The following is a 21,555-nucleotide window of genomic DNA, read 5'->3' as shown; positions in this document are numbered from 1 at the left end:
GGCGTCGACGTCGGAGGTGGCCGGCGCGCCGTCGTCGGTGTCGCAGCAGGGTGGAGGTGAGCAGTTCGGTGGCCGGCAGGTCGGTGGTGAGCAGTCGCCGATCGTTGGGGGAGAGTCGAATTCGTTCGGGTCGCAGGACGGCGGGCAGCAAGGCAACGAAATGGGTGGTGGTCAGCAGGTCGCCCAGCAGGACGGTGTGCAGCAAGGCGGTGGCGAACAGGCCGTTCAGCAGGAGGGTGTGCAGCAGGAGGTTGCCCAGCAGGGGAGTGAGCAGCAGGACGGTGGCCTCCAGCAGGAGGGTGGGCAGCAGGAGCCCGGGCAGGAGGGGGTGGGGGAGCAGGAGGGGCAGCAACAGCAGGAAGAGGCTGGGCAGCAACAGGATCAGCAGCACGAGGGCGGTGAGCAGCACGACGGTGAGCAGCAGCCTCAGGATTCCCAAGAACAAGAGGGTGAGCAGCAGCAGTCTGCTGAGCAGCAGGAATCGGCTGAGCAGCAAGTCGAGGGCGAGCAGGAGTCGGTCGAGCAGCAAGAAGTCGGTCAGCAGGAGTCGGCCGAGCAGCACGGCGTCGGGCCGCATGAGGTCGGTGAGCAGCAGGAGGGTTCCCCGCAGCAGGACGGCGGTCTGTCGGAGGAGAGCGGGGAGCAAGAGGCCGCGCAGCAAGAGGATCAGCACGAAGGCGGCCGGCAGCCGGGTGGCGAGCAGCAGTCGCAGGATGCGCAGCAGGACGGCGGCGAACAGCAGGGCGGCGGGCACGAGGGCGAGCAGCGGCCCCGGGATGCGCAGCAGGGCGGCGGCGAACAGCAAGGCGGCCGGCAGGAGGGCGGGCAGCAGGAAGCGGATGGGGATCACCGGCCCAATGTCGTTGAGCAGCAGCCGAATGCCATTGAGGAGCGGCCGGATACTGTTGAGCAGCGGCCCGATATTGTTGAGCAGCGGCCGGATACGCCGGAGCATCCCGCGTCGCATCCCGCCTCGGCCACGCAGGTCGATCGAGAACGGCCGGTTGGTTCCGACCATTCGGTGAACGAGTCGCGGTCGCAGGAGAATCAGGCGGTCGAGAGCGGGCCCGCGCCGGTGCGGGTGGGGGAGACGAACGACCGGGGCGAGGTGTCCCCGGATGTGGCGTTCCGGCCGGACACGACGGTCGACCAGCCCGCGCCCGCGCCGAGCGTTCCCGTCGAGACACGTGTCGACGGTCGGCCGGTCGACGGCGGTCCGCTGGCGACGGCGGTGACACCCTCGGAGATCGAGACGCGGGCGGCCGAGATCTCGGGGCAGCATCGCGTCGGCGACGACGTGTCGACGCCCGCGCTTTCGGAGGAGGTCGGCGAGTCGACCACGTCCGGGATGCCCGCGCAGCCGTCGCCCGCGACGCCGTCCACGGGAGTCCAGCCGGTCAACGGCCGGCAACCTGTGCAGGCGACGCAGCAGCCGTTGGCGGGTCCGCATCAGCCGACGCCCCACCAGTCCGTGACCCCGCAGCCGTCGACAGCCCACCAATCCGTCGCCAACCAGCCCACGACCACCCAGCAACCGTCGCCCACGGTCCGCCCGGCCACCCCTGCCTCCCCGACCCTCTCGCCGTCGAGCGAGACGCCGCGCGCCGGAGCGCCCACCGCGCCGCGCGGTCCTGGCCGGGCGTTCACGCTCGACGCGGGGGTGAGCGATAACGCGGCTCCGGTCCGTCCGCGTTCGGGGGCGACGTCGCAGGAGACGACCCGGTCGGCCTCGCCGCGGAATCCGGCGATCGGGTCGGAGTCCGCGGCGAACGAATTCTCCGACGCCGATTTCCAGCTTGCCGCGATGGCGGCCGCGCCGACCGTCGCGGAGTCCGTCGCGCCTCCTGCCGAACCGACGCGGGATCCCGCCGCGAACCATGAGACGGACACCCGGACGCAGACGCCGTGGGTGCCGACCCAGCAGCAGATGAGAGTGATCACCCGCGCGCGCCGCGACCTCTACCCGGGCATCTTCGGCAGCGTCGACCAGCGCGACCTCGAGCGGATCACCGAGAGTATGACCGACGCCGACGGCACGATCATGATCTGGGCCGATCCCCGCGACACCGCGGTGTCGGGTGGGCGCGCGATCGGTGAACAGGTGAACGGTCCGGGCATGTCCTTCCCGGGCCGCAACACCAACTGCGAGATATGTGTCGAAGCGCAACTGCTGAACTTCGCCGGACAACCGACGGTCGCACCGCCGGTCATCGATTCGGTACTGCGCGATGTCAACCGTGGCGGTATCGCCCGGCACGAACGTCTGCTCGGCGCGCGGCGGATCGCGGTCGTGCGGGCGGGCCCGGATGGTGAATTGTGGTCGGGCGACGAGCAGTTGCGACGACTCGGCGACAAGATGCGCAACGATCTGGGCGAACGCTCGATGGCCAGTGTGACTGTGCAGAAAGAAGTCAAGTGGGGCGCCGAACCCGGTGCGAACGCCGACGAGGACGAGAACGTCGGGGTGATCACCAACCACGCGACATCGGTCCTCTACCCGCCTTCGGCGAAGGGGCTGGTCTGGGCCGATCCGCAGACCGAGGAGATGTCGACGGAACCGACGCGCGGCACCCGTGGGATGGCTCTGGTCACCTACATCGCGTCGACGCCGGATCTGATGCTCGCGGCCGGACAGCACGCCATCGATCTGGAAGACGCTCTGCGCGACCCGAATCCGGCTCCGGGCGGGTCGGAATTCCTGGCCTATCGGCCACCGGGCTACACCTCCGTCGAGGGCGGTCTGCCCTATGGCGCGTATGTGATGTTCGCCGGTCCGGGCCCGGGACGGACTTTCAGTCCGTACGAGGTCGGTGTCGCGGCCCTCGCGTCGTTCCTCGGTCATCCCCGCTTCGCGGTGCCGCACTGGGATCACCTCAACATCGACAACCTGCCGCCGGACCCTCGGGAAATCGAAGGCAGCGGCCGTTGGCTGATCGACAGGTGGTTCCGTAAACCGTTGGCCGAGGTCCCCGGTGACGGGCTGACGATCGGGCAACAGATCGACGCGATCCACGCGGAGGTGAAGGCAGGAAAGCCTCGCTCCGTGGCATTCGTGGCGGTCGCCAAGGCCGACGGCGTCGTCGCTCCGTACGCGGTCGTCTATCCGGAGAAACTGCTGGACAGCGATCCCGATCCGCGTCCCCTGTGGTGGGATCTGTACGGCACCGGTCTCTCCGAGACGCCGCCGACCTTCGCCGACGGCGAAGTCGATCGGATCACCTACGTCACCGGTGACGGAGAGAATCTGCGCGAGAACACCATCGACAAACTCCTGACCGCCGTCCTCCCGCCCGGCGCGCCTCCGATCTCGGAGGCCCCGCCCGGCGAGACCACCGTGGACGACGACGGCTACCGGCAGTTCACCACGGCGGAGATCGGAACCACCTGGGGTGAGCGGGATCTCGGCTACACCTACCGCAACCTCCCGGATTCGCGGCGGCGCGCGCTGGACGAGTTCGCCGCGAATCCGCAGGCCCAGCAGGGGGATCGGTCCGAAGAACTCGACGCGGCGACCGCTCAACCGCTGCCCGAACCCTTGCGCGCGACCTTCGCGCTCGCGGACCCCTCGACCGTGACCACCCTCGCGGGACAGCCGTGGGACGGCGTCGACCCGACGCGGCTGATCGGGGTGGAGCAGCGGTCGGCCGGACATCTGTCCGTCGGGTTGGGCCGCGATGCCGATACCCCGGGGCGTTTCCAGGTGGACCTGCGCCTTCCCGCGGGCAGCCAGGGCGTCTGGGTGAATTCGGGGCCGGGACGTCCGCAGGTGGTCCTGCCCCGCGACACCGTCTGGTCGATCACGGGCGCGGAGATCGTCCCGGGCACCGAGACCTGGCCGGAGGGCCCCGATTACATCCTGCACGCCGTCGCGCAACCGCCGCCGCCCGTGCTCGCGGAACTCCCGGGCGACCTGCCCGCCGAGCACGCCGCGGAATCCGTCGAGACCTCGGGGCCCGACGACCCGGACTCGCGCGGCGGCCCCGGCCGGGACGACAACCGGCACTTCGGTGAGCCGAACACCCGGACCCAGCCGCCGCCCCCGGACCAGGAGACGCAGCCGTCCGAGGGGGTGAACTCCTCGGTGCCCGGGACGACGACCAGGCCGATTCCCGAGACGGCCTCCTCCGCGACCGAACAAGTAGCGGCCCCACCTGTTTCCGAGGCGGCGGAGACGACACCGACATCGGATGACATCGCGATGCCGCCGGTCCCCGTCCCGGTGCCCGAAGCCGTGGAGACACGGCCCGTGCCGACGGACGTGGTGATACCGCCGGTTCCCGAGGTGGTGGTGACGCCTCCTGTTCCAGAAGTGGTGGTGAGTCCGCCGACGATCGAGCCCGCCGCGACGCCGCCGAGGCCCGAGGTCGTGGTGACGCCAGCGGATTCGGAATCCCCTGACACACCGGCGGATTCGGTGACCGAGCCGGATTCGATGCGCCCCGCGAGCGTCCAGGGGGCGACACCCGGTCCTGCGACCTCGAATGCCCCCGCGTCACCGAGTATCGGTACAACAGAGAACGACGGTCGACCGATCTTCCGGCCTTCGACCATGCAGATCCGGAGTATGCACGGTCCGGCCCCGGAGGCCGCGCTGCAACGGTTGCGCGACAACGTGCGCGACCGCGACGGTGGGTATCTCGCGCGGTGGAATCCGGAGACGTTCCAGCCGAACGGGATCGCCATCGCCGATCTGATCGGCGGCGAGGTCGACCCGGACGATCTGGACGACTTCGCACTCGGAACGTTGACCTTCCTGTCGGCGTTCCAGGGGGCGCCCGATATCGCCGGGCCCTCGACCCGGGCGTTCCCGCTCGGCATGCTCGGCATGAGCGGTCTGCCGCAGCAGTGGTTGGGTTCGGCGCTGATCCGGGTGCCCGCCGACCGGTACGAGTCGCTCGGTCCGGGGCAGACCGCACCGCTGTTCGAGGAGATCCGCGCCAAGGTGGCCGACCTCGGTCCGGGAGCCGTCGCCTACGTCTTGGTGCAGACGCTTCCCGATTCCGACAGCGAAGGGGACGACAGCGAAGGGGACGAATCCGACGACGAGAATTCGGGTTTCGGGGATCGGCGGGTGCTGGCGCTGGTGCATCCCGAGGGCGCTGGGCCGGTGTGGATCGACCGCTCGGCCCACGATCTGCGCGCTGATCTGGACGATCTGGCCGAACGCACCTTCTCGGTGTCCTATGCCGTGGCCACACCGGAGATGATCGAAGCGGCGGGTGAGCGCACGCGGGATATCCTCGCGATGTTGCGGGCGGCGGCGAACACCACCGTCCACCCGATCCCTCGGAACATCGGGCCGCTGGTGATGCTCGGCACGCCGGGACCGGACGCCGTGTTCGCTGCGGAGGAGGTGGTCGCGGCCTATGTGACACTGTTCTCGGGTTTCCCGCGGTTCGCCGTGCCGTTGTCGCCTGGGCTGATCGTCGACAGCGGGACCACCGTCGCCGACCTGCTCCGGCAGGGCGACCCGATGATGGCGATCGAGGACCTGCTCGGCACCACCTCGATACCGGTGTCGCTGTCGAATTCCTCGCTGTCGCAACAGCTGACGCACATGGACTCGCTGTTGCGCGGCGACGCCTACGGTGCGGGCTCGGTCGCGGTGGTGCAGGTGCCGGGCAACGCCTCGTCGGGAGGTGACCGCTGGCTCGTCGGGACGGTGCTCGCGCTGCACGGACGGAACTACACGTCCTGGTGGGAGCCGTTGGCGGTCGCGCAGGTGGACATCACGGCGCCGCTCGTTCCGGGCGGGACCGTGTTCGCCGTCATGGCTCCCGCGCAACGGATCCGCAATGTCCTCACGGGCACCTCCTTCGGGGCCGCGCACGCGTTCTTCTCCCTCGACTCGGCGAACGATATCGCCCCCGAAGCCGATACCTATTCCTTCGCCGACGACGACATGGACTTCGCGGACGACAACGTCGAGGAGGTGCCGCGCACCCCGGAGTCGGATGCCGAGTCGCGTCGGATGTGGTTGGCCCGGGTGTCCTTCCTCGACGCGCCGGTGATCGACCCGTCCCGGCCGATGCCCGCCGCGCCGTTGTCGGCCGAGGAGTTGGACGCGATCCCGCTGCTCTCGGACGATCCGATCTTCGCGGTCACCACCGCGACCGACAGTCCCCCCTTCCGGACGCTGCAACGGCAACTCCGGCGCGCCGACGGGCGCTTCGAGGTCCTGTGGGATCCGCGGAGGACCGACGCGGACGGGAACGGGCCGCTGCGCACGATCAACGACCCCGGCGTCTATCTGCCCGGGCGGGGCAACAACAGTTGGCTGGCCACCCTGGCCTTCACGCACGGCTACCTCGGCAAACCCGACGTCGCTCCCGCGCTGCGGTTCGAGTTCGGCAACGATGTGCGGCAGCGACTGGTGTCGCAGCGGTTGGGCGCCGCCGCGTGGGATCCGCTGTTCGCGGCGGGCGGCACGCCGCTGTCGATCGAGCAGCAGTTCGACACGATCCACCGGGCGGTCGCGAACGACCCGGAGCGACAGACGATCTCCTTCGTCGACATCCGCTGGCAGGCGGTGGGTGCGGACGGGCAGCCCAAACTGCACTTCCGCACGGGTGCGCGGTTGCGCAGCGAACCGCACTCGATCGCGCTGGTCTTCCCGGCGACCGCGACGACCCCGGTGTGGGCGGACGCGCAGAACGCGGTGGCCACCGCCGACATCGACGCGTTCACCACCCACGTCGACAGCGTCACCTACCGTCTGACGAATCCGAAGCGGATCGCCGCCGCCGCGGCCCATCTGCGGGATCTCACCGCCGCGTTGCGCCCGAACGGTTCGATCACCCTCGCCTACCTGCACCCGAGCGCCTACGCGACGAAGATCGCCTTCGGCGGGATCGGTCCGGGACGCACGTTCTCCCCGGTGGGCCTGGGGATCGCGGCGGCCTCGACCTTCTCCGGCAACCCGCAGTTCGAGGCCCCGATCTGGGATCCGCTGAACCGGGACGGCGCGCTGATCGATCGGACGACGCTGTACCGGTCGGGGCGTATAGCGGAATTGCAGCGGACCTTCCGCATGCTGCTGCGGCCCGCGGGTGCGCCGTGGAGTTCCCTGCAGGAACGTCTCGCGTCGATCTACGGCGAGATCGTCTCGCCGCGTTACGGTCCGGGTTCGGCGGCGCTGGCACTGCTCGACGACGGTGTCTCCGTCGCGCCGTTGCTGTTGGTCTACCCGAAGAGGGGGGCGAGCACGACGAGCCCGGTGTGGTGGGACCTGGTCAGCGGCGTCACCATGGACGCGGGCGCGCCACTGGACGAACAGACGCGCGCGCGGTTCGCCCACTACACCGACGCCCGGTATGTGATCGCCGACGCGGACACACTGCGCGAGATCTTCACTCCCGCCACCGAGCAGCGGTCCTTCGCGCTCGATCCGGCGCGCGACCCGTTCGACAACCTGCGCCGCGCCGAGCCTCCCGTGCTCCTGCACCTGCAACTCAGTCGGATCGGTGAGGCTCCGGGCGCGCGGCCCGCGCCGCACGAGATGGCGAACCTCGACCAGCTGTCCGCGAAGTACGCGCCGGGAGCGGTGAATCCGGCCCGCGCGGCGCTCCAGGATCTGATGCGGGTCGAAGGAGGCTACGCCGCCTACCGGGATCCGATCTCCTACCCACCCGACGCGGACCCCTACGGTCCGCGGATCATCGAGCTCACCGCGGCGATGTTCGGGGACGCGCGCGGCGGCGGGGTCGCCGCGCTGGCGTTCCTGAACCTGTTCCAAGGCAGCCCGGACTTCTACGCACCCGAGAGCGGGCACGTCGACCCGGCGGTGGTGGAGCGGCGACTCGGCGCGCGCCGCCACACCGATCTGACCAACGCGGACGGGACGCAGGCCACCGCGGCGGAGGTCCTCGAATTCGTCGCAGCGCAGGTGAATCGCCTGGGGCCGGGCGCGATGGCCTACGTCGGCGGCACGGTCACCGGCCCCGACGGATCGCCGGTCGACTACGTCGTGGCCGTGGCCAGGCCGACCCTCGCCGCGCCCGCCTGGCTCGACTACTCGAAAAGGCAGGTGTCCGAGCAAGTTCCGGTGCCACCCGAGGGCGTGCGTGACACCTACGTCGTGTTCACCACCGCGGCCCGGGTCCTCGCGGCGCACACCCAGCAGCGGAGTCTCGAGGACGCGCTGGTGGACTCGCGGACCCCGAACAGGTTCCTCGGTTCTCCGCATCCGGAGACCCAGCCGCGGCCGGAAGCCCCGTACCGCCGGTTGATCGCCGCCTCCGGCGCGGCGGGCGGACGGTTCGACACCTACGACGCGGCGATCGCGGGCAGGCGAACCTTCAAGGGACGACCGCAATTGCTGCTGTCGAAGATGGAACTGCCCGAGCGGTTCCACGATCCGCGCTGGATGGAACGCGGACGCGCCGAGGTGCGGCGCGCGTTCAAGGGCCCGTTGCAGAAGGTCAACGAGTCGGCGGGTTTCCTGCGGGAAGACTTCGTCCAGGTCATCGACAATTTCGACAAGTTGCCGTCGGGGTCGACCGGGTTCGTGGAGTTCACCAGTCCGCGCGGTGAACTGCACTTCGCGGTGTTGGGGGTGATCACCGGCGGACCGAATCCCGAGGCGCTGTGGTGGGACGTCGAGAGCGGCGAGGTCTACGGCATCGAGGAAATGGCGGTCAGCGGCGTCGGATTCGTCTCCTACGTGTTCGATCCCGCCGACACCTCGGACCCGGACACCTCGGACGACGACGACTTCCGCACGCGCGCGCCCGATCCCGATATCGAAGTCAACGACGCGGCCGAGGTCGACGGCGCGGCGGCGGACGTCCCGCCGCCGCGGGCGATGCCCGCGCGCCCGAATCCGATGCCGGTCCTGCCCTCGCCCCTCGCGGTCATGGCCGCCGATCAGCCGTCGGTGTTCGCCGACTCCGACGCGATGTCCGAAATCTCGGACGACTCTGACGATTCCGACCTGGCGTCGGTGTTCTCCGAGGAGTCGGACATCGCGTCCACGGCGGGTTCGGCGCTCACCGACGACGAGTTCTCCGACGACGAGGACGAACCGGTCGACAAGATGTTCCGGCCGTCACCGACCGCCGTCGACCCGCCGCCCGCGGTGACACCCGCTCTCGCACAGCCCGTCGCGCTGTCGCAGGCGGAGTTGGCTCTCGTCCCGACGCCGTCACGGGACCACTTCGCGAAGACCTACGGCAGTGTCGATCTCGCGGCGCTGGAGCGCCTGCGCGCGGATCTGCGCCTGCCGAACGGCGCGTACCGGGCCTTCGTCGATCCGGCGACCGTGCTGGGCGACGGGACGCCGCTGAGTCACGCGATCAACGGACCGCGACCGTTGGCGCCCGCCCGGCTCACCAACTGCGCGCAGGCCGTGCACGCGTTCCTGTCGACGTTCCTCGGCAAACCGGATCTCGCCGCGGGCAAGGTGGGCGGCCATCCGTTCGACACCGGCCTGGCCAACAAAGCGGTGTTGCAGCGGTGGCTCGGTTCGCGCGCGCTGCGGGTGGGCGGACGGCCCGACGGAACGACGATGCCGGTCGAACAGCGCTTCGAGGCCGTCTACGACCGGGTGAAGAACCTCGGTCCCGGTGCGTTCGCGGCGGTCGGTCTGCGCTGGCACAAGACCGATCCGACCACCGGGCAGCCGATGTTCGCCGACGGAAAGCCGCTGACCGACGGCGGTCACGTGCTGGCGATCGTCTTCCCGGCCGGGGCGCGGGGTCCGGTCTGGGTCGACCCGCAGACCGGGATGGTCGCCACCGACATCTCCTCGCTCGCGCCCGGGGTGGCCGAGGTCGAATTCACGGCCTCGACCGCGAAACTGGTCGCTGGGGCGGCTCAGCGTCGACACGACCTCGAGCAGTCCGTCGGACCCGCCGGGTCGAAGGAGGGTTTCCAGGCGCACCGCCACCCGGGACGTCCCGGTCCCACCGGTGTGACACCGGCCTCGCTCCTGGTCGTTGACGCCGGATCGGGGCATTCGCCGTTCGAGATCCTGCGGGCCGCCGTGTCGACCACGCTGGGCCTACCGCGGATCGCCGTGCCCGCCCGGGCCGAGTTCACCCCGGACGGACACGAATTCGACCTCGGTGAGGACGCGGACGGGGAACGCGCGGACCTGGTGAAACTGTTCGGCGGGCCGTCCGCCGACCTGACCGCCGTCGGCGACCCGAGCCTCATCGACGGTGAGGTGAAAGCCGCGGGCCCCGGCGGCAGGACCGCCGCGGTGCTGATCGACGGGCGGCCCTGGACGGTGACGTTCCCGCGGGAGGACGGCGTCACCGAACCGGTGTGGTGGGACGCCTCCGCCGGGCGCACCTACACCTTCGGGGAACTGCCGTTCGCGGGCACGTCGCGTGTCGAGTACGTCAGCGCCGCCTCGCAGGCCTTGCTCGACAACATGTCCAGGGAGGACGAACCCGCCGGCCCGACGGCCGACTCCGCGCCGGATCGCGATGTCTACGGACGGATTCCGCCCCGCTCGCGACCGGTCCTGCGGGAGATGATGGAGCAGTGGGTCCGCGACGGCGAGATGAACGTGTCTACCGAGGATCTCGCGGACGACGTGGGATTGGGCGGGGTCCCGATCACCGAGGAACTCCGGGCCATGGCGGCGCGACCCGCCACGCCGGTCGGGACGGACGCCGCCTCCGTCGAGGACGTGATCTACGACGACGTGCTCGATCTCGATCTGGACGACGAGCAGGCCGAGTTGTCGGAGGCGAACGAGTGGCCGCTGCCCTCCTCGGCTGCCGCACCGAGGCGCTACGCCGAGCCGGAACCGGGCCTGCGCGCGGAACTGGATGAACTGACCCGTCTGTCCACCGGTGAATTCGAGCAGATGGCGGACCCGATGGCGCAGCGTCCGCAGCGGGCGGCCTTCGAATCGCTGTGGCAGCGCATGGTTCGCTGGGAGCCGGGGCGCGAGGGCAACTTCGCCGTGGTCGTGCGCGCGTACCTGTCGACGTTCCAGGGGCGGCCCGATGTCGTGGGCGCGGTGATCGGCCCCGACGCCCACGATCGTTCCTCCACCGACCTGGGGCAGGTCGAGCAGTGGACCGGCGTGCACGGCGTGCGCCCCGACGCCGACTTCGACCCGCCGACCAGCGCGGAGGTGTTCGCGGAGGTCGAGACGGCGGTGGCCGGGCTGGGTGCGGGCGCGATCGGCTACGTCGAGATGACGGTGCCGGCGAACGTGCTCGACCCGGCGACGGATTCGACCGAACCGGTCGCCTACGCCGTCGGCCTCGTGGCGCCCGCGGGCGGCGGACCGGTGCGGTGGTTCGCGCCGGGCATGGCCGGCTTCACCTCAGTGCTCCCGCCCGCCTTGACGGCCACCGCGACCGAGCTGACCGTGGTGACCGCGCCGCGCCGCCGGATACTCGACACGGCCGAGCGACTGCGAACTATGCGCGCCGCGGTGCACGGCTCGCCGAACGCGGCGACGCGTGATCCTTCCCTGGTCCGCTCCCAGGTCGCCTTGCAGACCCCGGCGATGGGGTGGGACGCGACCACCATCCCGTACGAGGCCGCGGCGGCCGGCCTCTCGGTGCTCGGCGAGGACATCCGCATCGCGCCGCCGCTGCCGCACACACCTGACCAAGGCGTGAACTGGGACGAGGTGACGCGGTTGAATCTCGCCGCGCGCACCGAGATCGAGGAACGGCTCGGCCGACCGCTGCGCCCGCTGGTCGACGGTGTTCCGGCCGGCGACCACCCCGGACAGGTGCAGACCCGGCCCGCGCTCGAGACGATCGAGTCACAGGTGCGGCGACTGCCGGCGTTCTCCTTCGCGGTCGTCGAGGTCGGCGCGCTCGAGGACTTCCCGACCGTGCTGCTCGCGCTGCGCGCATCCGCCCTGCCGGGCGGCGTGCTCTGGTGGGACGTGGCGGAAGGGTATGCCGTCGAGTCGGCCTCCGAGGTGTCGGTGTCGGAGTCGGCGCCGGTATCGTTCGCCCTGGTCGCCGCGCACGTGCCGGAGTCCGGCACCGTCCTGCCGGAGTCGGTGGACGAACCGTCCGTGACCGTCGACCTGCCGGGCGGGCGATCGCCGTCGCTGGAGACAGCTTCGGAGTCCGCCACCGTCCTACGGGAGTCGGCGGACGATCCGTCCGTGACCGTCGACCTGCCGGGCGAGCGATCGCCCTCGGAACCGGACGGCGAGACAGTGCTCGCCGGTCCGGCGAGCCGCGACGGACCCGACCGGGCGACGGAGGTCCGCTCGACGGTTCCGGCGGCCACCACGGAACTTCCCGACGCGGACCGCTTCGGCGCTCTGCCGGGTGCGACCATCGAGGACGGTGCGTCCACGACCGACGACGAGTCGAGCGAATCCGACAGCGACAACGACCGATTCGACCGCGAATTCTACGGTTTCGGCGGCGAGTCCGACGGTGAACCCGACAGCGACGACGACGCATCCGACGGCGACGACGGCGAGTCCGACGACGACAGGGACCTCGCCACCGCCGCCGCGAATCCGCAAGCGTCCGAGAACGATCCGGCTCAGGGAACGCCTTCCCCGGAACAGGTGCACCGCGCGGCGGACCAGTACCTCGGCGGCGGATATCAAACGCTGACGCCGCAGCAGCGGGCCGGGGTTGGCACGATGGCCGCGGCGATCGCCACTTCGGGGCCGTGGCTCGAACCGGCCGCGCTGGCCGCGAATCTGGGTGTGCGGACCTGGGCGGGCGCGCTCGCGGCGATGGGCGGTCCGCACCGGGTGTTCCAGGGGCTCTCGGAGTTGCTCGGTCGGACGCCGACCGAGGTCTCCGATCTGCTCCCGCTGCTGGATCGCATCGATCTGGTCGCGGACCCGCGCGGCGCGGCGGTGGTCGCCCTCTTCGACGCCGACGACCAGGACGCGCGCTTCGAGGAGATGCGGCACGCCGATCGCTCGATCCGGGCGTCCGCGGAATATTTGGGCGGTTCGCCGACCGCCCCCGCGATGCTCGAGCGGATCGGGATCCTCGACTCGGCGGTGACGCGACCGCTCGCGGCAGGCGTGCGGGTGACCGGATGGGATGTCGATCCGGCCGCGTTGCGCACCGACGACGGCCGCCCGGTGAACGATCCCACCGGCCCGGCGGTGGGCAGCGTCTACACCTCCTCGACCTTCCTGTTCACGTCGCTGACCGGCGGGAACACGGTGGGCGACAGCGATATCCGACTGAATCTGACCGCTCCCGCCGGGACTTCCGGGCTATGGTTGGGGACGGCCGCCGGTCTCGCGGACAACGGCGCGCTGGTGCTGCCGCGCGGCTCGCGGCTGCGGATCACGGGGGTGACCGCGCGGCCCGGCGGCGGTCTCGACGTCGCGGCCGAGGTGCTGGCGGAGGCGCGGCCGCCGCGTCTGGAACTCGCCTCGGACATCCCCGTGGGCGCGCTCGACACGCTCACGGCGACCGATCAACTCGCGCCCGCGGTGACGGGACACACGGCGTTGTTCGGATTGTCGCCGGAGCGGAAAGCGCGGCTGGGGCGTCCGTCCGGTCTGCTTCCCGAGGCGTTCGGCAGTGTCTCCGAGGGGGATCGGCGGGCGCTGGTCGAGAAGCTGGCCGGTCGGCAGTTGCGCATGCTGTGGTCGACCGCGGCGATCCCGCCGCTGCTGGGCGTGATGAACCGCGCCTTCCGGAGTTCGCCCGCGAATCCCAACTGCTTCCAGGGTTCGCTGTCGTTGCTGTCCACCGGGGTGGACGTCCCGGACGTGCCGGGTCTGGCCGTCGGCGACTTCCCGAAGACGGCCTTCTTCGACATGAGTTCGGTCCCCGAACGGTATCTGGGGTCCAAAGTCGTGATGCCGCGATACTTCAGCGGCGGCGCGGCGCGCCCGATCGCGCGCCAGATCGCCGACCTCGAGCGGCAGATGCTGAAACTGGGTCGCGGACACTTCGCCTACGTGCGGGTGTTCTGGCAGGCCGTGGACGACAAGACCAACCAGAAGATCTTCGACAACGGCGTTGCGCGGCTCATCGGTTCGCACGCACTCACCGTCGGCGTCCCCGTCCTGGGGCCGAAACGGCTGGAGTGGACCGACCTGCAGATGGAATACACCGGGCCGACCCCGCCGAGAAACGTGCTCCGGCGCGGGGCGCGCATCGACTTCATTCCCTCCACCGCGCAGCTCATCAGCGACTCCGACGACCACCGGACCCGGTTGGAGAATTCGGTGCGGCTGCCGGACGGGTCGTTCGCGGTGGCGCGACATCCCGAGCTCTCGGTGGACGGAGCGGAGCCGTGGGGCGCGCTGACGATCATGGGCGAGCAGGGCGAGATCGACGTGCTCGAAGGGGCCGCCGCGTTCGCCACGACCGCCTCGGGCAGACCCAACTACGCTGTGCCCGCGCGAGCTTCGCAGCGCGGCGAAGCGGTCTTCCTCGACCCGGCCGAGCACAACCGCCTCCGCTTCCGCAAGGATCTCCAGTTCCTGTTCGGCATGGACTTCCGACAGCGCTCCGGCAAGCAGGGCAAAGCGCCGGGATCGACGCTCGACAGAATGGAACGCTGGATCGAGGAGCTGCCCGAGCGGGACGGCATCGCGTTGGTCCTGGTGGACGGCGAGCGCGCGTACGTCGGCACGGCGCCGACGGATGGGGACGGCTCGAAGACGCTGTGGTGGAGCGTCACCGAGCGTCGACTGGTGCCGCGCGAGGCCATGGACGGTGGACGCGTCTACGAGACGTTGGCTTCGACGGCCGCGGTCATCCGGAACAACGTCGACGAGAAGAACGTGGGCTCGCTGGCGCTGATGCGGCCCGCGGACCGGCGCGGGCCGAGCGCGTCCGGCGTCGCGGAACCGGCCCCTGGCGCGAACCCGCCCGCGGAGTCGGCGGCGGAGGAATTCGAGTCGTTCGACTCTCCCGACCAGGCCCAGCGCTTCGGTGACACCCGCCTGGGCGACGGCTACCGGACGCTGTCGCCGGATCAGCGTGCGGCCGCCGACAAGATGGTCACGGCACTGACGGAACGGGGACCGTGGGCCGAACCCGCCAGGGCCTTCACGAGCGTCGGGGTCGAGAACTGGGCCGAGGACATGGTCGAATTCGGCCGCGACCACCGCGCGTTCACCACGCTGACCGATCTGATCGGCAAGGTTCCCCTGGATGTGGAAGACCTGACGCCGCTGCTGGATCGCGCCGACCTGGTCGGCGACGAACGCGGCGCGGCGGTGGCGACGGTGTTCGCCGCGAGTGATCAGAACCGGCGGTTCGCGGCACTCCAGCGGGCCGATCGCACGATCCGCCGGATGGCGGACTACTTGAACGGCGAGCTGACCGCGCGGGCGTTCCTCGACCGGATCGCGGAACTGGACGCGGCGGTGTCCCAGCCGCTTCCGGTCACCGTGACGGTGACGGGCTGGGACGTCGACCCGTCGACGATGCTCACCGAGAGCGAGAACGCCCTCGACGACGGTCCGGGGCCGTCGGTCGGCGAGGTCTACACCGCGCGGAGTTTCGTGTTCACGTCGTTGACGAACACCGATCCGGGCACCCGGAGTGAGGTACTGCTGAACCTGCGGGTGCCCGCGGGCGCGTCGGCGCTGTGGTTGGGAACCGCCGCCGGGATGGCGGAGGACGGCACGCTGGTGCTGCCGCGCGGTACCCGGTTGCGGATCACGGGGGTGACCTCGCGACCGGGCCTCGGCCCCGAGATCGAGGCCGAGGTACTGACACAACTCCGGCCGCCGCGCCTGGAACTCACCTCCGACGTTCCAGACGGCCCGCTGGACCGCCTCCGTCCCGGTGCGTCCGCGCCCGAGCCGCCCGCCGCCTCGAGGCGGGCGGCGCTGTTCGCGTTGTCCGCCGAACAGAAGGCCCGGCTGCGTCGGCCGACCCAGCTGCTACCCGGCGTGTACAGCAGCGCCGACGAGGCCGATCGCCGCGCGCTGACCGCCGAACTGGGCGATCGCCAGTTGCGGACGCTGTGGTCGACCGACGCGGTCCCGCGACTGCTGCACGTGATGAACAGTTCCTTCCGCAAGGCGCACCGGAACCCGAACTGCTTCCAGGGCTCGATGTCGTTGATCTCGACCGGGGTGAACGTTCCCGATATCGCCGGTCTGGCCGTCGGCGACCTCCCGGCGAGTGTGTTCTTCGGCATGTCGGCGGTCACCCAGCAGTATCTGGGATCGAAAACCGTATTCCCGCAGTATGTTTCCGGCGGCGTGTGGCGACCGATCGCGGACCAGATCGCCGACCTCGAACGGCAGATGCTCCGCTTGGGGCGCGGCCACTTCGCCTACGTCCGGGTGGCCTGGCAGGCGCGGGACCCGCAGACCGGCCGCAAGATCTTCGACGGCGACGCCCCGCGCCCCGACGGTTCGCACGCCATGATCGTCAACGTCCCGATCCTCGGTCCGAAACGACTCGAGTGGACCGATCTGCAGAGCGAGTACACCGGCCCCGACGCTCCGCCCTACGTGCTGAAGAACGCCTATTTCGTCAATTTCGTGCCGTCGTCGGCGCCGCGGATGACCGCCTCGAACGAGCATCGGCTCGAGTTGGCGGAGTCGCTGCTGCTGCCGGACGGCTCGTTCGCGATCCTGCGGCACCCTGAGACCTCGGTGGACGGGCGAGGACCGTGGGGGCGGATGACCGTCATGGGCGACGAGGGTGATCTCGACGTGCTCGAGGCCGCCGCCGCGTTCACCACGACGGCCGCGGGCCGACCCGATTACGTGCTGCGGCAGAGCCCCGACAACGTCACCGAAGGACCTTTCGCCGATAGCAGGGCCGAGTACTACGCCGACCACCGCGCGGGCCTGGAGAAGCTCTACGGCAGGAAGTTCCGCGAATTCGCGGGCAAGGGCGCCGCCGCCAACCGCGCCATGGTGCGCACTTTCGACACGCGCATCGCCACCGATCCCGGCGGCAAGTTGCTCGCCCTCGTCGTGGTGGACGGCGCCTACGCCTACGTCGGATTCCGTCCGGAGGGCGCGAGCCGGACCGTCTGGTGGGGCGTCGGCGAGCGCGAGACCGTGCCGCGCGCCACCCTCGAAGGCGGCCGCGACTACGAGATCCTGCTCACCACGGTCGCGACCGTCCAGCAGAATGTGGACGCCACGGGCGACGGATCGTTGCGGCGACTCCAGGGCGGCGCGACACAAGCGGAGGCCGGGTTCTCACCGAGCGCGCCTCCGTCCCCGCAGCCGCCTTCGCCCGCCCTCCCCGAGCCACTGTCTACCCCGGCTGAGCCGTTGTTCGCCCTGCCCGAGCCGCCGCCGCGCCCGCGGTCGCCGCAGATGCCGTACGCCGGGGCTCCGCCGGCCGAGGGCGAGCATTCCGACGACAGCGCCGGCGAACCGCCCGCCCGAGAGCCCGGGACCGCGAACGAGTCGGACGACGGCGCCAAGCGCAAGCGGGAGGATTCGACGGAGTTCGAGGGCGCACCGTCTGCGAAACGCGCGCGCCCCGCCGTCCCGGGCGAGGCGGACCCGGACGATTCCGAACTGGACGACTTCCTCACCTCCTCCGACGAATCGGAGTCCGAGGAAGACGGCGCGGCCGCGGAGGAAGAGTCCGAGACGGCCGCCGTGGACGCCGAGGGCTACCGTGTGTTCGCCTCCGCCGAGGCGGGACAGCGATACGGCGAGAGCCGTCTCGCGGCGACGGTGCACGGTCTGTCCGCCGACGCGCAGGAGGTCTTGGACCGGTTCGCCGAGGACCACGGTCCGATCGACGAGACGGTGCGGGTGCTCGAGCCGACGGCGGGGCCGCGCTTCGAGCGGTGGCGCAGATTCGCCGAAGCCTACGCGCTGTTGACCACGGCGAACGCGGGTGTCGGGCCGACGAGCGAAGCGGAACTGCGGCAGATCGGCTCGGGGCCCGCGACGCCCGGCGCGCACACGGTCGCGACCCACGTGCTGGGGCAGCCGCAACCGATGTTCGTCCTGAACGCGATGCGCGAGGGCTCCCGTCGCTGGAACGAATTGCGACGGTGGCTCGCCGCGCCGGTGACCGCACCGCTGCTGTGGCAGCGGGTGGCCGAGATCGACGCCGCCGTGGATCAGCCGCTGCCGGAGCCGTTGCGGACGGTCGCGGCGCTGCCGGGGCTGACCGGGTTGACCGCTGTCGACGGTGCGCCGTTGGGGGATCGGGACCCGGCACTGCTGGTGGGAGTGGTCCAGCACGAGCGCGGCTATCTGAGAATGACACTGGGGGACACGCCGACCTCGGGGCCCGCGGAAGTGTTGTTGCAGTTGGCCGTTCCCGCGGGTTCCCGCGGTGTGTGGGTCGGCGGCGGCGAGATCGTCCTTCCCCGCGACAGCCGGATGCGGATCGTCGAGGTGGTGCGGGCTCCGGCGAATTCGCCGGGGCAGGGCGCGAAACCCGTTGTCATCCTGCGCGCGACACTCGAACCCGCGCAGCAAGTCTCCTCCACCGAGGCTCCCGCTCCGACCGTGCCTGCGCCCGCGCGGCCGACTCCGGCGCGCCTGACCCCGCAGCAGTTGAGCATCATCCAGGTGCCCTCACGGGACCTGTTCGCCACACCCAGCTACGGCAGCGTCGACACCTCGATCTTCCAGCGGATGCGCGACCACATTCGCGCCAATTGGGTGAAACCGTTCTGGGATCCGCGGCGGCACGGCGGTTTGGTGAACGCGATCAATCATCCGGGTCCACGCTTCCCGGGCCGAAACGTCAACTGCCAGTGGGCGTCGATGTCCCTGTTGTCCTCGCTCCTCGGCAACACCGATATCGCCGGACCGAGAATCGGCCCGCACCTGGTCGATTACGGCGCCGCGAACACCCCGCAGGCCGAGCGCTGGCTCGGCTCCCGACGGGTCGCCCCCGAACGGCGGCCCGACGGGTTCTTCCCGTCCGCCGACGAGCAGTTCCAGTCGGTCCAGGACCTCGTGCGACGCCTCGGTCCCGGCTATCTCGGCCACGTCGGCATCTCCTGGCAGGAATACGATCCCCTCGACCCGCAGCGCAAGCTGTACGAGGCCGACGACCGGACACCGAAATTCGCGAGCGCGCACGCGATCACGATCCACGTGCCGGAAGGGGCGACCGAACCGGTGTGGACCGACCCGCAGACAGGCTGGTCGGGACACGACTACCGCGACTACCCCGGATACCGACACGCCGCGCTGGTGGCCGTCACGGCCTCCACAGCGTCGCGGGTGTTCGAGGCCGCACAGCACCGGAGGAACTTCGAGGGTCTCCTGAAAGCGCGCGGTGGGGGCTTCCGATGGTTGTGGCACCCGCGGGAACGGGTCGCGGGCGGTGTGTCGTTGGGTGAGCTGACGGCGCTGGGCGGCGCGGCCTCGGCCGGGAAGATCAATCCGCTGGATTCGGCGGCGGCGATGGTGTCGTCCTTGGCGGGGACGCCGAGATACGCGGTACCGCGCCGGGACGAGGACGTGATCCCCGACAAGGGACCGCTGATCCGCCACAGCGGCGACTACTTCACCGGGAACAGTTGGCTGAAGTCCTTGTTCGGCGGGCAGTCGCCGGTCGCGTTCCAGCCCGGGAAACCGCTCGCGGACAAGGTGAGCGAGCTCCACGACCAGGTCGCCGCGCGCAGCGGCGAGGTGGCGGTGGTGTACCTGGGCCGGACCCGACCGTATGTGGTGTGGGTGCCCGAGGGCGAGGCGAGGCCGGTCTGGTGGGACGCGGCGGCGCTGAAGGTCGTCGATCACCGGACCTTGACGGCCGACACCGCCGACGTGGACGTGCATCGTGCCACCGTGACCGACCTCATGGACCGCCTGACCATGACGGACGCGAAAAGTGATCCGAACCCCGCCGCCCCGACACCACGGACACCCGCGCAACCCGCCGCCACCCAGGCCGACGGTCCCGCGCCGTCGGCGACGCCCGCGGTCGAGACCGCCGACGCCGATCCGGCGGCACCGGACTCGGGCGTACTCCCACCCGAGCGGGCCGAACGCCTGCCGTTGCCGTCGCGGTTGGTGGCCCCCGGCGTCTTCGGCAGTGTGAGCGAAACCTTGCGTCACGAATTCGGCCGGTTGGCGCAACGGTTGCGGGCGGGGACGAACTGGGACCCGCGCGACTTCCCGGAACTGTTGGCGCGGATCAACACCGCCCGCGGCCGACACGGCGGCGCCTCCAACTGTCAGATGACCACGTTGGCCTACCTCTCCACCCAGCTCGGCAGACCGGAACTGGCCGGTCCGCAGGTCGGTCCACTCCCGGCGGATCCCGGCGCGAAGGGCAACCGCTTCGCCGAGGGGTATCTGGGGTCGCACACGATCGAGGTGGAATTCCGCGACGATCGGACCAGACGTTCGGCCGCCGAACAGATCGCGGCGATCGAGGACAAGATGACGGATCTGCCGGTCGGCTCGGTGGCCTATGTCGGGATCGACTGGCACAAGCGGGATTCCGAGACCAAACGCAAGCTGTACGCCCACGGCGCTCCGGTGATCGCGGGCGCGCACGCCGTCGCGATCTCGGTGCACGCCGATCCGACAGCGCCCAAGGGCCGGGTGGCGGTCTGGGTGGACGCGCAGGCGCCCTGGGCGTGGACCGAGCATTCGGCCGGGTGGGTCGACAAGATCGCGCGGCTGCGGTTCACGCCCGCGACACCGGCCCAGGCCCGAAAGGTTCTCGGCGCGCCGCGTTCCGCGACCGCCGACGAGCACCCCGGCCGGGACGGTGCGGGCGAGGCGGTCGCACCCGAACCCGTTGTGGTCCCGGCCGAGCTCGACGAGGCTGCGAGCCCGCTCTCGAAGGCGCTGTACGACGAGCGCGGCGGGTATGTGGTGTTCGGCGATCCGTCGCAGCCCACCGCGCGCTCCGAGGGGCGGCGGCTCGGGGCCATGGTGGTCGATGCCACGGGACCGCAGGTCCATCCCCTGCACGGGGGGATCGCGGGCATCCGGACCTTCCTGGGCGCGCCGACCGTCGCCGACCCGGCGTCCGCGTTCATCGCCGCGGGCGCGGCGACCTATTCGCCGTCTCGACTGCGCACCGAGGGCCGCGAGATAGTGACCGCGTTGTTCGGACAGGAGCCGACCGCGATCGATCCCGCGGGCCGCACGCCGCTCGAACAGCTCGAATCCATCGAGACCGACCTGGGTTCCGCGCGGTTCGACCACGGCGGCGCGGCCTTCGTCCTGCTGCGCCACCCCGATGCCGACACGTCGGACTTCAAACTGCTGGCGGTGGTGCGCCCGCCCGGCGGAGACCGACCGATCTGGTGGGACGTCCAGTCCGGCGGCGCCTTCCACCTCGACGCACTGTCCTCGGTCCACGATTTCGCCATCGAATACGCCGTCGCGGACGCCGCCACGCTGGCCCGCGGCTTCCTGACCGAGCGGGAGGCCCGCCGCCTGTTCGCGGTCCTGCCCGGCGTGCACTCGGGACCGCCCGTGTTCCGGCTGATGCGGACCGGGCGCGGTCGGCCGATGCGGGTGTGGCCGGAAGAATGGGAGCGCCTGCGCGAGTACCACGCGCCCGACCCGCTGACCGAGGACATCCTGCCCGAGGGAGCAGTTCCGGTCTCCGCCGACGACGAGGTCGCTCGGACGCACCCGCTACGGGGGCGGCGAACCTTAGCCCGGCCCACGGGCGGCAACGACGATACGATGCCGACGCCATGACGAGGAGAGTC

At 70.8% G+C, this 21,555-nt stretch carries 4 protein-coding genes; 1 reads left to right on the top strand and 3 read right to left on the bottom strand.

The window, feature by feature from the left end; all coding sequences use genetic code 11:
* The 3 genes from ON30_RS40390 to ON30_RS16635 form a co-directional block, all read right to left on the bottom strand.
* The coding region (locus ON30_RS40390; RefSeq protein WP_218006272.1) for a hypothetical protein at nt 1-955 on the bottom strand (955 nt) is incomplete at its 3' end.
* Between the two features lie 92 nt (nt 956-1,047).
* Nucleotides 1,048-1,401, bottom strand: coding sequence for a hypothetical protein (locus tag ON30_RS16640; RefSeq protein WP_157183758.1), 354 nt, complete (start codon nt 1,399-1,401; stop codon nt 1,048-1,050).
* Between the two features lie 48 nt (nt 1,402-1,449).
* Nucleotides 1,450-1,941 carry a hypothetical protein gene (locus tag ON30_RS16635; protein WP_040708222.1) on the bottom strand — a complete coding sequence of 164 codons (492 nt, stop codon included), beginning with the start codon at nt 1,939-1,941 and terminating at the stop codon, nt 1,450-1,452.
* Here ON30_RS16635 and ON30_RS16630 point away from each other — a divergent pair.
* Nucleotides 1,928-21,544, top strand: a complete 19,617-nt coding sequence (locus tag ON30_RS16630; protein ID WP_157183757.1) for a toxin glutamine deamidase domain-containing protein — start codon at nt 1,928-1,930, stop codon at nt 21,542-21,544. The genes ON30_RS16635 and ON30_RS16630 overlap by 14 nt on opposite strands.
* Nucleotides 21,545-21,555 lie beyond the last annotated feature (11 nt).

Origin of the sequence: Nocardia takedensis NBRC 100417, assembly GCF_000308695.1 — a bacterium.
Classification (GTDB): Bacteria; Actinomycetota; Actinomycetes; order Mycobacteriales; family Mycobacteriaceae; genus Nocardia; species Nocardia takedensis.
Note: the sequence above shows the minus strand (reverse complement) of the source record. Positions and strands in the feature narration are given on the sequence as shown.

Bases quoted from the DNA above. Each gene is read 5' to 3' on its own strand.
- ON30_RS16630 (WP_157183757.1), top strand. From the start codon at position 1,928: ATGAGAGTGATCACCCGCGCGCGCCGCGACCTCTACCCGGGCATCTTC.